The sequence below is a fragment of the Myxococcus vastator genome (genome assembly GCF_010894475.1).
In the GTDB taxonomy this organism is placed as follows: domain Bacteria; phylum Myxococcota; class Myxococcia; order Myxococcales; family Myxococcaceae; genus Myxococcus; species Myxococcus vastator.
The window spans coordinates 1-12,873 of the sequence record NZ_JAAIYB010000232.1 but is presented as its reverse complement, the minus strand read 5'-3'; the positions used below and the strand labels follow the sequence as shown (position 1 = coordinate 12,873).

The window sequence follows — 12,873 nt, the reverse complement described above, 5'->3', positions numbered from 1 at the left end:
TGGTGACACGGGGGGGAACCCACGTCCATCGCATCCCCGAGCGCACGCGGCTCGCGGCGGCGGCCACGCTGTTCTCCGGGCTCGTCGAGCGCAGGGATGGCTCCGAGCTCGGCGCGGCGGTGGCGCTTCACGCGCAGCTGCTCGGCCCGGCGCTCGCGGGGCTGCCACCCACGGTTCGGCGGCTGCTGCTGGTTCCGGATGGGCCGCTGCATGACCTTCCCTTCGCCGCGCTGCGGGAGCGTCGGGACGGGCCGCCGCTGGTCGCTCGCTACGAGCTGGCCCTGGTGCCCTCGGCGAGCTTGTGGCGCCACTGGCACGGGGAGAGCCCCTTCAGGCCGGTCGGTGAGGCGCTGGTGCTGGCGGACCCCGAGTGGGTCCTGGAACAGGGGGCGTCGCGGCCGGCGGCGCGCGCTCGGACGGGAATCTTCGATGAGGCCGCGCGGCTCGGCGCGCTGCCCGAGGCCCGTCGCGAAGGGCTCGGGGTGGCGAAGGAGCTGCGAGACACCCACGTCGTGCCCCGGCTGCTGGTGGGCACGGAGGCCTCGGAGCGCGCGCTCAAGCGCGCGGACCTGTCGCGGGTCCGGGTGCTGCACCTGGCGGCGCACGCCGTGGTGGACGCCGAGGCCCCGGAGCGCTCCGCGTTGGTGCTCACCCCGGGCGCGGAGGAAGAGGACGGCATCCTCCAGCCGCGCGAAATCACCCAGCTGCGACTCGACGGCGCGCTGGTGGTGCTGTCCGCGTGCCGCAGCGCCTCCGGAGCGGTGCTGCCGGGTGAGGGCGTGCTGAGCCTCGCGCGGGCCTTCTTCGAGGCGGGCTCGAGCGCGGTGGTGGCCAGCCTGTGGCCTTTGCGCGACGAAGAAGCGGCGGACCTGGTGGAAGACTTCTACCGGCACCTGGCCACGGGTTTGAGTGTCTCCGCGGCGCTGCGAGCCGCGCAGCTCGAGGCCATCGACGCGGGGCTGCCACCGGCGGCCTGGGCAGGGCTGGTGGTGCTCGGCGACGCCGCGCTGGTGGCCGCGATGCCTCGCGAGGAGGGTGCGCCGATGGCTGGACTGGCCGGGGCGCTTGTCATTGCCGCGGCGCTGCTCGTGCTCCTGGCGTTGCGGCGCTGGGGGCGTTCAGGCTCCGCGCGTTGCACGTGAAGGCGTCACTCCCTGCGGGGCCCCACCAGCCGCCACGCGAGGGGCAGCAGCACGGCGGCGATGGCGGCCTTGAGGAGCCCTCCGGGAAGGAAGGGCGTGAAGCCGACGGCAAGGGCCTTGGCCACGCCGAGCCGGGCGGACAGGACAAGCCAGGGCAGGCCGACGGCGAAGACGGCCAGTTGGCCCACGACAAAGAGCGGCAGCGCGGTCCACGGCCTCCGGTCAAGGCCACGTTGGGCCGCCAGCCCCACCAGGAAGGCCGCCGGGACGAAGCCGACCAGGTAGCCCCCGGTCGCACCCAGGATGCGTTCCAGACCGCTGGCGCCCTCCGCGAAGAACGGCAGGCCCACCGTGCCCATCAGGAGGTACAGGAGCTGCGCGGCCATGCCTCGCGCGGGGCCGAGCGCCGCGGCAGCGACGATGACACCCAGGGACTGACCCGTGATGGGAACGGGCGAGCCCGGCACTGAAAGGGAGACTTGCGCGAGCCCCGCCGTGAGCAGCGCGCCGCCGAGCACGAGCGCCACGTCGTGAGCCCGGGAGCGCGCGACGCCATCGGCGAGCACACGGAGGCGGGGGCGGGCGGTGGTGGCGAGCGTCAGGCGGAGCCTCCAGAATCGGACACCGCGAGGACACGGCGCGCCGGTGGGGTACACGCTGGCGTCACGAGGCGCAACGCTGGCGAAACCCGCTTTCCTCAACTCCTCGGTGAGACAGCGATGACGCGAGGCGGCACGTTTGAGTGCCGGCACGGCGGTGGAGTACAAACGACGTGATGCGGGGCTTGTGCGCATGCTTCCTCCAGCGTGCGCCCCCGCGCGGAAGGACACCAAGACATGAACGCAACCCGCTGGTTTGGACTCGCTTCCCTGACCTTGCTGTTGGCCTCGAACGCCGTCGCCGAGGACAAGGCCCCCGCCGCGACCAATGCCGCCGTCGGCCGGTGGACGACCATTGATGACGAGACGAAGAAGCCCAAGTCCGTCATCGCCATCTACGAGGAGAACGGCAAGCTGTACGGGAAGATCGAGAAGCTCTTCCGCGAGCCCAAGGAAGAGCAGAACCCGCTCTGCGACAAGTGCGAGGGCTCGCTGAAGAACCAGCCCATCATCGGGATGACCATCCTTCGCGACCTGGAGAAGGATGATGACGAGTGGTCGGGCGGCAAGATCCTCGACCCCGCGAATGGCAAGACCTACAAGTGCAAGGTCGCCGTCGAGGATGGCGGCAAGAAGCTGAAGGTCCGCGGCTACGTCGGCATGTCGCTGCTGGGGCGCACCCAGTACTGGGTGCGCGCCGAGTAGCACCTCCGGTGGAGGGCGGAAGCGGGCACCTCCCGCTTCCGCTCGCCGTGCCTACTTCGAGCCTTGCTGCGTCTCACCGGCGCCATCCGTGGACACGGGTATCGGAGCGCCTTGGGGCCGCGTGGTGGGGCTGGTGGAGGCGCCGCCCCCGGGACGCAGCGCGTTCTGGCCCAGGCGCGAGAAGTTGATGGAGTTGCTCAGGATGCGCACCGCTTCCTGGTCCGCGTGGAAGCCCATGGAGTTCTCCGCCTCCACGAAGTCCAGGTAGAACTGGGCGCGCTTCTGCAGGTCGCGCGCCCTGGCGAGCGCCTCTTCGGGCAGGCCCGCCTTCTGCGCGGACTCGAGGTCATGGATGAGGTCCACCAGCGCGTCCATGGCGATGTTCCGCGTCTCGAAGGTGCGCGTCTGGATGGTCTCCGCGCGCTGGAGCAGCTCCGCCTCGCTCCACTTGTGGCACGTCTGGCAGGCGCGGTTGATGTTCAGCAGCGGGCTGCGCACGTGGTGGTCGCTGACCTTCATCGCCCCCTCGCGCATGAAGGGCATGTGGCAGTCAGCGCAGGCCACGCCGCTCTTGGCGTGGATGCCCTGGTTGTACAGCTCGAACTCGGGGTGCTGCGCCTTCAGCACCTTGGCGCCCGTGAGCTCGTGCGTCCAGTCGGAGTGCCCGTCCTCGTCGTAGTAGGCCATGATCTGATCGATGTTGATGCCCTTGGCCCAGGGGTACGTGAGGCGCTTCTCCTTGCCCTTGAAGTAGTACTCGACGTGGCACTGCCCGCACACGTACGTGCGCATCTCCTGGCGCGTCGCGTCCTGATTCACCCGGAAGTTGGGAACGCCCTGGCTGGCCTTGAGCGCGGCGATGCCCTCGATGAAGCCAGGCCGCGTCACGCGCAGCTGCATCGTGGTGGGGTCGTGGCAGTCGATGCAGGAGACGGGGTGCTCCACCCACTTGCGCGCCTCCATGAAGGGCATCTGGTTCATCTTCTCGAAGCCCTTGATGAGGTCGCCGTCACCGAGCTTCTTGTAGGGCACGTACACGCTGGCGTGGCAGTGGATGCAGGTGCCCGGCTGCTGCGTCACGTGCTGGCGCTCGGTGTAGACTTGGTCCTCCAGCATGTGCGCGTGGCCGCGCTCCTCGCGGAAGTCGGTGGCGAAGGCGTAGCCGCTCCACATCGTCACCAGCCGCGGGTCCTCCTCGAGCCGGCTCTGCGCGACGACGCTGCGTGGGTCCGCCTGGGAAGGCGTTCGCGCCACGGCTTCACTTCCGCCGTAGCGGGTGCGCTGCGAATCCACCGTGCGTTTGTAGCTGTCGTACTGCAGCGGGAAGTTCCGCCCCCACACCTCCGGGTCGGTGATGGTGTCGTCCAGCTCCACCACCCGGTAGAAGGGATTCTTCGCCTCCTGCTTGCGCTCCATGATGTTGACCAGGAGCGCGGTGACGCCAGCGGCGGCCAGGGCGGCCGCCACCGCCACGGCAATCACCAGCTTGACGCCGCTGAAGCGCCGTTGCTTCTCGGTCATCGTTCAACCTCCTGACGGATGAGTTCGGGGTTCCCGGAGCCTTCGGGATGCCCCACGGAGTTGTGGCAGGTGAGGCACTGCAGCGAGGCGCCGTGGGGCGTTTCGATGCTCTCCACGAGGCTGGCGTGGCACTTCCGGCAGGCGTCCTCCGTGACCATCCGGTTGTGCGGGCGGATGCGGATGGGGTCGGGGAAGGTGCCGGTGGTGAAGTAGAAGGAGTGCCAGAAGCCGTTGCTCGCCTTGTTGAGGTACTTGGGAACCAGCCCTGACGGCGTGTGGCAGTCGTTGCAGGTGGCCACCGCGTGGTGGCTGCTCTTGCGCCAGCCATCGTACTGTTCGGTCATGATGTGGCAGTTGGCGCAGGCGGCTGGGTCGTCCTGAAAGTAGGCCGAGCCCTTCGCGTACACGAAGGTGTAGCCACCGATGCCAATGGCCGCGCCCAGGGTCAGCCCCAGGGCCACTGCCAGGAGTGTGCGGGAGGCCGAGAACACGCGGAACACCGTAGCAACGGCTGAGCAGACGGCCAGTCCCATCTCGCAATCGTGGACGAATGTTCACCTTGTTTGAGCCGCTGGAGTCGGGTCGCGAAATCCTCGCGCCCGCCGAGCCCATGCCTCGACCACACGAGGCATGGGCCCGGAGGTTCACGCTCCACTCAGCGGTAGTACGGAGACAGGGCGACTGAGATGCGCGTTACCAGGTCCTCGGTCAGCGCCTGCTCTTCAGGGGGCAGCGAGGGCAGGCTGGCGTTGAGCGAGTCGCGCACCTCGCGCAGCAGTTGGTACGCGCCGAGCGACTGCTGGGCCTTGAGGACGTCCACCAGGGTGCGGCGCGCCGCGTGGCTGCGCACGCCGTCCGTGTTGAGGAGGATGGCCTCGATGTCCGCCAGCATGGGCGTCAGCAGCGCGGGGGACGGCGGCGGGTCGCTGGTGAAGTTGCCCCGGCTCGACGCAGGGTCCAGGTACAGCCGCTGGAAGATGCGCCGCGTGAGCTCATCCGCGCGGGCCGCGTAGTCCGGCCGGGCGCCCGGGGGAATCACGAGCGGCGGCCGGAGCTTCTGCATGGCCAGCGCGTAGGCCGTGGCCTGACTTGCCGGGTCGGTGATGCGCAGGAACCCCAGGTACGGCGAGGACACGTAGTCGAAGTAGAACTGCAGGCGGGGCCAGGGATTGGGGCTGGTCAGCAGGGCGTCCTGGTGCCCTTGGAACACGGGGCCATGATGCAGCGTGAGGGAATCGCCGAAGCGGTCATACGTGGCGCAGTACGGGTCAACGCGGCGGTCGTCATCCGAGCAGAAGGCGTCCGTCGCGGGCAGCTCGGATGACAGGCCATAGAGGTAGCGGACGGCGCGCACGTCGTAGACGCCCGGGGCATCCATGAGGGCCCGGTCCTCGTCGAGCAGGTAGTCCATCACCGAGGTGGAGACGAGGCTGTTGGGGCTGCCGTCGTTGACGCGCGAACCGGAGAAGTTGTGGCGCAGGCCCAGCGTGTGCCCCACCTCGTGGAGCATGACGTGTGTGATGTGCGCCTCCACCTTCTGCTTCTGGGTGAGCGCCGCGAGCCTGGCGTGGGCCGAGCCCTGGAGGCGGGCGCGCACCTGGCGTGGGTCCGATGCGCTCAGCTCACAAGGCGCGGTGCCCTCCAGGCCGGACCAGGACAGCCGGAGCCTCGGCGCGGGGGGCGCGGTGGCCAGCTCGGCGACGCGCTCGGTGAGCGGGGCCTCCTCCGCGAACGCCTCGACCGCGAACAGCAGCCAGCTCACCGAGTGGTAGACGCTGGCCCCTCGAATCTCACCGGTGATGGGATTGCTGCGCCAGTTCGCGAAGGCCAGGGGCATCAGCTCGTCCGTGTCGAAGATGACGACGTTGCGGTCGTCGTCGGCGAAGTCCTGAATGCCTCCGCCGATCACCGCCTCGAACACGGGGAAGCCAAACGCGGCGTTCCATCCTTCAATGCCGCGCTTCATCGCGCCCACGACGTCATACGGCTGCAGGCGAGGGTCCTGCTGCGCCGCGAGCACGGTGTCCATGATGTGCCAGCGGATGGGCTTCATGCCGGGGTGGATGTTCCACTTCAGGGCCACCTGTTCGAACTGCTCCGCTGTCGTGTTGGGCACGAGCCGCCGGTCGCTGCGGAAGTAGAGCTCCCGGGGCGGAAGCGGGGTGGGGGTGTAACCCTGCCCCTCCTTGTATTCGCGAAGGGAGATGGCCAGCGTCCCCGCCGTCCGGAAGGCATTGTCCTCGCCGTAGTAGGACGCCCACTCCCAGGGGAGGTCGGCGTAGCCGGTGAAGACCTGCTCGTAGGCGACCCCATCGGCGAGCCGCCGGAAGCGCTGCGCGAAGCTCAGCTCCACCTGGAAGCGGACGCCATTCTGGCCGACCCTGTCGCCAACGACGCCATAGCGGTTGAGGCCCGCCGTGGGGTCGATGAGCACGTACTGGCTCGCACCGGGCAGTCGGTTGAACGGGCGGTAATCCGTGACGATGGGATACGCCTCGACCAGGAGCTGCGGGTCGAACACGTCACTCATCACCTTGCGCTTGTCGACGTCGAACACGAAGAGCTTGCCGTTCTGCTCCTCGAAGCTCACCACCCGGCTGCCCAGCACTTCGCCCGCGCGGTTGCCCACGCCTCCGGGGTGGTACTGCTTGGCGAACGCCGTGAGGAACCAGCGCTGGCGCAGCTCGCTGCGACGGATGGCCAGATAGAAGCTCTTGCCCGCGTCCTCCACCACGCCGCCCAGCTTCTGGTCCACGTGGTGCCGCTGCTCCTTGCTCAGCTCCCGGGGGATGGCCACGAAGTCACCCCCGAGCTCCACGGCGAGCCCGGGCCCGGGTGCTTCCGGTGGGGGCGTGGTCGGCGCTGTCATGCCGCCCCCGCAGCCAGTGCCAAGGGCCAGCGTCAGCGACAGCGCGCCCCACCAGGCACGCCGCCTGTGCGTACTCCATTCGAACATGTCGTGCTCCAGACCGCCGGACGGAGGAATTTCCATCCGGTGCTGGAGCAACGGGACGCCTGCATCGCGGCCCTCAGGGGAGACGGCGACTGGGAGGAATCGCCCTCACCGCGCAAGCATCTCCCCGGCGCCGAACGGCCCGTCATGACAGGGATGTCATGGCAACCCCGGCTTTGAGGCCTGGGGTGTGTCGGAAACCCTTGGAAACACCCGGAGCCTGGGTTGGCGCGGACGTTGCTGAGGCGGGGGGCACTGTCTACCCACCCCAAGGAGCAACGCCCCATGCAGAACTCCAGGTCCTGGCTCGCCGCGGTCGCGGCTATCGCCTTCGTCACGACGGGCTGTGATCCCGATGAAGCTCCCGACGCGAAGAAGGTCGCTGACATCGCCGCCTCCCGGTCGGCGGAGACGCTGCGGGGTGTCAGCAGCAGCATGAAGACCGTGAGCGGCCTGTCGACGCTCAACGGCCTGGGCGACGCGATGGCGCTGTTCGGTGCGGGCTTCGAGGGCGTGCCGCGCCCAGGCCTGCCGGCGGGTGACGAGGGCGCGGCGCTGTCCGCCATGTTCGACGCGGATGCGGTGGACACGCAGGCGGACGAACTGGAGCGGTTCCTGCGCGAGCGCGTCTTCACCGAGGCCAACGTGGAGTCCACGGAGGGCAACGCCACCGTCTTCCGCTTGAAGGGCGAGCAGGTCTGCACGGACGGCAGTGAGCGTGCGGACGAGGACTGTGTCCGCTTCGTGGAGGATGCACAGCTGCGCATCCGCGCGACGAGCCAGGGGGATGACTCCCTGGAGCTGGAGCTGCTCATCGGCGCGAACCGCGCGGAGCCGCTGGCGCTGCGCTTCCTGCCGAAGGCCGTCTCACTGGTGGTGGACCTGGGGGGCTTGAAGGGCGCGGTGGAGCAGCTCGACGCCGAGTCGGCCGGGGTCCTGCCGAACGTGATAGTGGGACAGGTCGAGCTCAAGGCGACGAAGGAGGGCGAGGCTCACTGGATTGTCAGCGCCTCCATCCTGGACGCGCTGCGGCTGGAGCTGGCGCTGGAGGGAAGCACCTTCGCGTTCTCCTCCGCGCGGGCCGAGCCGCTCGTGGCGTTCGAGGCGGACGGCCAGGCGAAGCGCGCGCGCTTCTCGCTGGACCTGAACACCACGGAGGTCCGCCTTCCGTACACGGGCCTGGCGCCGTCGCTGCAGGGCAAGGACTGGACGGTGTCCCTGGCCGGCATCTCGTACTCCATCGAGGCGACGGAGAACCAGACGGACGTCGTGGTGAAGAACCTGGGCGTTGGTGACGCGCAGACCCACGTGAGCCTGGGGAGCGACAAGCTCTTCGAGCTGGACCTCAACGCGCAGTCCGGCCGGCACTTCGACGTGACGCTGACGCGCGGGGCGGATGGCGCGCCGCTGCTGAAGGTGCAGCCGGAGTTCGACCTGGTGACGCGCTTCTACCTGGCGCCCCTGAAGGCGGAACCCGCGTCGGAGGTTCCCGCGGCGTATGAGGACGCGACCTATCGGCTGCGTCTCAGCGGGGGCGAAGGAGGGCCGAGCCTGCGCGCCGCGCCCGCCAACAGCGCCACGGGCTTCAAGGGGGGCCTGCAGGTGGTGACGGGCGAGCTGCTGCTCTCCGCCAATGACTCGCAGGTGGTCGTCGCCCAGGGGCAGTGCCTGGTGGGCGCGGCGCCGGCTTCCGAGGACGACGCTTCGCTGTTGTCGTACCTGCGGCAGGGCAGCTGCGAGTAGTCCTTCGATTCTTCGATGCCGCACGTGAGGGCCGCGCCCATTCCAAGGGGGGGCGCGGCCCTCGTTTTTTCAGCGGGCGGAGGGGCGCTTCTCCCCTGAATGAGCATGCGGATGTCCGGGTCGATGCGCCTCATTTGCAGGCGCATCGACCCGCTGCAACTCAGTACATGTAGTTCAACGCGGTGATGTCGGAGGACGTGAACTCACCGTTCGTGCTGTACGGGAAGCAGGTGTTCATGATGGAGCCACCCGGCGTTGCCCCGGTGGGCGTCCCGGGGATGTGTATGACGCCCACGCCCGTGGGTGTGCCGCCACCCACGCTGCCACAACTGATGCTCGGGTTGAAATAGTCCGAGTGATAGAGGCCCAGGGTATGGCCCAGCGCGTGGGTGATGACATGCTCATTCACGTCCAGGCTGAAGTTGTTCAGTCCGGTGCCAATCGAAATCAACCCATAGGGCAATCCTCCCGAGGGAAAGCCCGTGGAGTGACCGGTACCGGTCATGGTCGTCGCGATGATGTTGGCGTCGCATTTGGCGAGCGGGCCCCGAACCAAGGTAATGCTGAGCCCCAGGGCATTGTAGTTGTCGATGGCGAGGGTGAGGCCCTTGTTGAGCTGGGCATAGCTCTGGAACGCAGCCGTGGGATTGACGCAAATCAGGGTCACGCTGGCGCCGACGAGATTGGTTGTCCTGTATTGCTCCTGGCTCCCTTCGCCACGCTGGAGCATCTCCCGGGAGGCCTCGAGCGGCACATGCGCGTCGCCTCCGACGTAGACGGCGTCATCGACGACGGTGATGTCCTCGGCGCGAAATCCTGCCTCGGTCAGGTTGGAGAGGACCTCCGCGCTCCCGCCAGTTGCGTCGGGACCGCAGCCGGACAGCAATGCGCCACAGTTCAACATCAGGACTGCCGCTCTCTTGAGCATGGTTGGATGGGCTCCTGTCTTGAATCGGGTTTCCGCGCTGCGCGCTTGAGTAAAGCATGGCGCAAGCCGTGGTGGCACGGTGTTTGGCCACTCCCCTGGTGAATCCAGTCATCAATTGACGCGCCGAATCACCAACGCGGAGCCGGGGCGCGTGGCCTGGTTGGGGAGGAGCGTCGCGTCGCCGCTCAATAAAGGGAGGTCAACGCGATGATGTCGCCGGTGGAGAACTCACCGTCCGTGCTGGACGGGATGCAGGTGTTCATGATGGACCCGCCTGGGTTTGCCACCGTGGGCGTCCCGGCGATGTGGATGGCACCCATGCCACCCTGGCCCTCATTGACGGGGCCGCCGCCACAGCTGATGCCGCGATTGTAGAAGTCGGTGTGGCGGAGGCCAATCGTGTGGCCCAGCGCGTGGGTGATGACATGTTCAATCATGTCCACGCTGTAGATGCTCAGCCCGGTGCCGATTCGAATCTGCCCATAAGGGAGCCCGCCCGACGGATAGCCCGACGTGTACCCGGTACCCGGCATGGTCGACGCATTGATGGTCGCGGAGCAGTTGGTGGTGGTGGTGACTCGGGCGAATCTGAACCTGAGCGCCAGGGCATTGTAGTTCGCGAGGGCCATGTCGAGGCCCTGGCTGAACCGGGAAACGCTCGAGAGTGAAGTCGCGGCATTGATGCAAATCAGGGTCACGTTGGGGCCGACGAGGTTGGTCGTCCTGTAGTGCTCCTGGCTCCCTTCGCCACGCTGGAGCATCTCCCGGGAGGCCGCGAGCGGCACATGCGCGTCGCCCCCGACATAGACGGCGTCATCGACGACGGTGATGTCCTCGGCGCGAAACCCTGCCTCGGTCAGATTGGAGAGGACCTCCGTGTTCTCGGTGGGTGAGTCGGGACCACAGCCGGACAGCAACACGCCACAGTTCAACATCAGGACTGCCGCTCTCTTGAGCATGGTTGGATGGGCTCCTGTCTTGAAACGGGTTTCCGCGCTGCGCGTTTGAGTAAAGCATGGCGGAAGTAGCGGCGGCACGGTGCCTCACCGTCCTACGCAGTGCGCCGTGGCCTCAGGCCCGGGCGCGGAGCACGCCGCCGAAGCCGCGCTCCCGGCCCAGCGCTGGAGACACGCCGGCTTCATTCACGGCTTCGCGCCCGGAGATGAGCACTGCCTTCACCGCGGCGTCATTGCGGCGGACCAGCCGGACGAAGCCACCGAAGTTCTCCATGGGGGCCTCCGCCACCTCGTCGAGCTTCGCGTCCAGGCCGTCGGGGTGGATGACGACCAGGTCCGCGCGCCGGCCCTCCGCGAGCACCCCCGCATCCAGGCCGAACCAGCCGGCCAGCTCCCCGGTGAGCCGGTGGACGGCGCGCTCCACGCTCATGAAGGGCTCGCCGCGCTTCTCCGCCTCACGCACCAGCCGCAGCAGCCGCAGGGGGAAGTTGTAGTGCGCCATGTTGCGCAGGTGCGCTCCCGCATCCGAGAAGCCCATGAGGATGTCCGGGTGCCGGCAGATGCGCTCCAGCTCCTCGCGCCGGTCATTGGCCATCACCGTGTACCAGCGCAGGGCGTCGCCGTGGGTGGAGATGAGGTCCAGGAACACGTCCACCGCGTCACGCCCCTGCTCCTTCGCCACCTGGGCGAAGGACTTGCCCACCACGCTGGCGTCGGGGCACTGGAGGATGCGCGACTCGTTGAAGTCCCGGTGGAAGGCCCGGGGCAGGAAGCGGTTCGTCCACTCGCGGCGGAAGCGCTCACGGTACTCCGGCGTTCGCAGCAGCCCAGCGCGTGAGGCGGCGTCCTGGAGGTGGAGGGCGGCGGCGCCCGCGCCGAACTCCTCGAAGACGACCAGGTCGATGCCGTCCGCCCAGAGGTCGAAGATTTCGGGTAGGGCCTGCCACCGGAAGTCCGCCCCCAGCAGCCGGTTGGCCACCTGGGAGAGCGCGCCGATGAGGCGGTGGATGCCGCGGCTGGCGCGCGGGTCCATCATGGAGATGACGGTCGTCTTGAGGCTCGGGCGGAACAACCCGATGCTCTCCAGGAAGAACAGCACCACGTTCACCTTGGTGCTGATGTTGGGCACGCCCTGGAAGACCCGGCCCCGCTCACGGAGCAGCCGCGTCAGGCGGCGGTACTCGCTCCAGCGGGCGTAGGTGGACGGCAGGGGGCGGCTGCGGATGTCGCGGGTGCCGCCCATCTTGTCCCACTTGAGCGTCATCACCGACAGGCCCAGGTAGCCGAGCTCGAGCCCCTCGCGCACCAGGGACTCCATGGCGCGCAGCTCGTCCTCCCGGGGGCGCAGGCCGGGCTCCAGGCTGCGGTGCAGGCCCATGGTGTGGGCTCGCAGCGCGGAGTGCCCAATGAAGGACGCGACATGGGGGCCCAGCGGCAACTGCTCCAGGTGCGTCAGGTAGTCGCCGAGCGTGTTCCACGTCTTGCGCTCCTCCAGCAGCGACCGGACCGTCTCGTAGGGAATGGCCTCCACGCGGCAGAACATGTCCGCCAGGTCCTCGGGCGTGCCCAGCGCGAGGCTGAGCGAGCAGCTCCCCATCAGCACCGTGGTGACGCCGTGTCGCACGGACTCCGACAGCGAGGGCGCCAGCTCCACCTCCGCGTCGTAGTGCGTGTGGCAGTCGATGAAGCCTGGTGTCACCCAGTGGCCGGTGGCGTCGATGACGCGCGTATGCGGGGCGCGCGGAATCGGGGCTTCCGAAAGCGTGGTGACGGTGCTTCCCCGGATGCCCACATGCAGCTTGCGCGGGGGATTGCCCAGACCATCGAACACGAGGCCGTTCTCGACGATGAGGTCCATGGACAGAGCCTAGGCCCCGTCGATTGTCAGCTTCCAGCCAGAAGGCGCGCCGACAGTTCTTTCCTGCACAGGCCGGCGTGGATGCCATTGCCTGGGCGCGTCAGGGGAGCGCTCGACCCCCAGGCAGCCGCTCCGCGCGGGCGTGACTATCTTGGCCCGCGGAAGGTGCGAACGCACCACGAGCCAGGGAGGCGTGCAATGCAAGGCAAGGGTTGGAAGTGGCTCACGCTGGTGGGCCTGGGGGCTTCGCTCGCGGCGTTCACCGGCTGCGATGAGCAGTCCGCGCGGGAGAGCTCACGGCAGGTGGGGCGCGAAGTAGGGGAGGCGACGAAGGAGCTTCAAGAAGGCGCCCGGGAGGCCGCGAAGGAGGCCCAGGGCGCGGCCCGGGAGGCGGCGCAGGGGTTCAGGGAAGGCAGGGGCGGCTCGGGGAGTCCCGACGCGGGCGTCGACGCCGACTGAGGCCGGAGG

11 protein-coding genes are annotated in these 12,873 nt (G+C 68.5%); 4 read left to right on the top strand and 7 right to left on the bottom strand.

What is annotated here, in order from left to right; translation table 11 throughout:
* The coding region (locus G4D87_RS22070) for a CHAT domain-containing protein (RefSeq protein ID WP_163784070.1) at positions 1-1,142 on the top strand (1,142 nt) is incomplete at its 5' end.
* Positions 1,143-1,147: 5 nt separating this feature from the next.
* On the opposite strand, the gene G4D87_RS22065 is transcribed toward G4D87_RS22070, so the two are convergent.
* Entirely contained in the window at positions 1,148-1,669 is a 522-nt protein-coding gene (locus tag G4D87_RS22065) for a biotin transporter BioY (RefSeq protein WP_240358489.1), read from the bottom strand.
* 309 nt (positions 1,670-1,978) lie between these two features.
* Between G4D87_RS22065 and G4D87_RS22060 the strand changes: the two genes are divergently transcribed.
* Entirely contained in the window at positions 1,979-2,446 is a 468-nt protein-coding gene (locus tag G4D87_RS22060; protein WP_163784068.1) for a DUF2147 domain-containing protein, read from the top strand.
* A 51-nt stretch (positions 2,447-2,497) separates the two neighbouring features.
* On the opposite strand, the gene G4D87_RS22055 is transcribed toward G4D87_RS22060, so the two are convergent.
* The 3 genes from G4D87_RS22055 to G4D87_RS22045 form a co-directional block, all read right to left on the bottom strand.
* A complete protein-coding gene (locus G4D87_RS22055; RefSeq protein ID WP_163784067.1) occupies positions 2,498-3,967 on the bottom strand; it encodes an ammonia-forming cytochrome c nitrite reductase subunit c552 in 1,470 nt (489 codons plus the stop codon).
* Entirely contained in the window at positions 3,964-4,467 is a 504-nt protein-coding gene (gene nrfH / locus G4D87_RS22050; RefSeq protein WP_163784074.1) for a cytochrome c nitrite reductase small subunit, read from the bottom strand. Before nrfH ends, G4D87_RS22055 begins: the two co-directional genes overlap by 4 nt.
* 155 nt (positions 4,468-4,622) lie before the next feature.
* A complete protein-coding gene (locus G4D87_RS22045) occupies positions 4,623-6,923 on the bottom strand; it encodes a zinc-dependent metalloprotease (protein ID WP_205507679.1) in 2,301 nt (766 codons plus the stop codon).
* Positions 6,924-7,205: 282 nt separating this feature from the next.
* On the opposite strand from G4D87_RS22045, the gene G4D87_RS22040 reads away from it, so the two are divergent.
* The gene (locus G4D87_RS22040) at positions 7,206-8,663 is read left to right on the top strand and encodes a hypothetical protein (protein ID WP_240358488.1); all 1,458 of its coding nucleotides are present in this window, start codon (positions 7,206-7,208) and stop codon (positions 8,661-8,663) included.
* 160 nt (positions 8,664-8,823) lie between these two features.
* On the opposite strand, the gene G4D87_RS22035 is transcribed toward G4D87_RS22040, so the two are convergent.
* From G4D87_RS22035 to G4D87_RS22025, 3 genes are all read right to left on the bottom strand, one after another.
* Complete coding sequence (locus G4D87_RS22035) at positions 8,824-9,591, bottom strand: M57 family metalloprotease (protein ID WP_163784063.1); 768 nt, start codon at positions 9,589-9,591, stop codon at positions 8,824-8,826.
* 185 nt (positions 9,592-9,776) lie between these two features.
* Complete coding sequence (locus tag G4D87_RS22030) at positions 9,777-10,550, bottom strand: M57 family metalloprotease (protein ID WP_163784061.1); 774 nt, start codon at positions 10,548-10,550, stop codon at positions 9,777-9,779.
* Positions 10,551-10,662: 112 nt separating this feature from the next.
* The gene (locus G4D87_RS22025) at positions 10,663-12,405 is read right to left on the bottom strand and encodes an N-acyl-D-amino-acid deacylase family protein (protein WP_163784059.1); all 1,743 of its coding nucleotides are present in this window, start codon (positions 12,403-12,405) and stop codon (positions 10,663-10,665) included.
* 198 nt (positions 12,406-12,603) lie between these two features.
* On the opposite strand from G4D87_RS22025, the gene G4D87_RS22020 reads away from it, so the two are divergent.
* Complete coding sequence (locus G4D87_RS22020; protein ID WP_163784057.1) at positions 12,604-12,864, top strand: hypothetical protein; 261 nt, start codon at positions 12,604-12,606, stop codon at positions 12,862-12,864.
* Positions 12,865-12,873 lie beyond the last annotated feature (9 nt).

Excerpts from the sequence above, each read along its gene's own strand:
- G4D87_RS22025 (WP_163784059.1), bottom strand. The coding sequence starts at position 12,405 with ATGGACCTCATCGTCGAGAACGGCCTCGTGTTCGATGGTCTGGGCAAT.
- G4D87_RS22020 (WP_163784057.1), top strand. The coding sequence starts at position 12,604 with ATGCAAGGCAAGGGTTGGAAGTGGCTCACGCTGGTGGGCCTGGGGGCT.
- G4D87_RS22055 (WP_163784067.1), bottom strand. The coding sequence starts at position 3,967 with ATGACCGAGAAGCAACGGCGCTTCAGCGGCGTCAAGCTGGTGATTGCC.
- G4D87_RS22035 (WP_163784063.1), bottom strand. The coding sequence starts at position 9,591 with ATGCTCAAGAGAGCGGCAGTCCTGATGTTGAACTGTGGCGCATTGCTG.
- G4D87_RS22030 (WP_163784061.1), bottom strand. The coding sequence starts at position 10,550 with ATGCTCAAGAGAGCGGCAGTCCTGATGTTGAACTGTGGCGTGTTGCTG.
- G4D87_RS22045 (WP_205507679.1), bottom strand. The coding sequence starts at position 6,923 with ATGTTCGAATGGAGTACGCACAGGCGGCGTGCCTGGTGGGGCGCGCTG.
- G4D87_RS22060 (WP_163784068.1), top strand. The coding sequence starts at position 1,979 with ATGAACGCAACCCGCTGGTTTGGACTCGCTTCCCTGACCTTGCTGTTG.
- G4D87_RS22040 (WP_240358488.1), top strand. The coding sequence starts at position 7,206 with ATGCAGAACTCCAGGTCCTGGCTCGCCGCGGTCGCGGCTATCGCCTTC.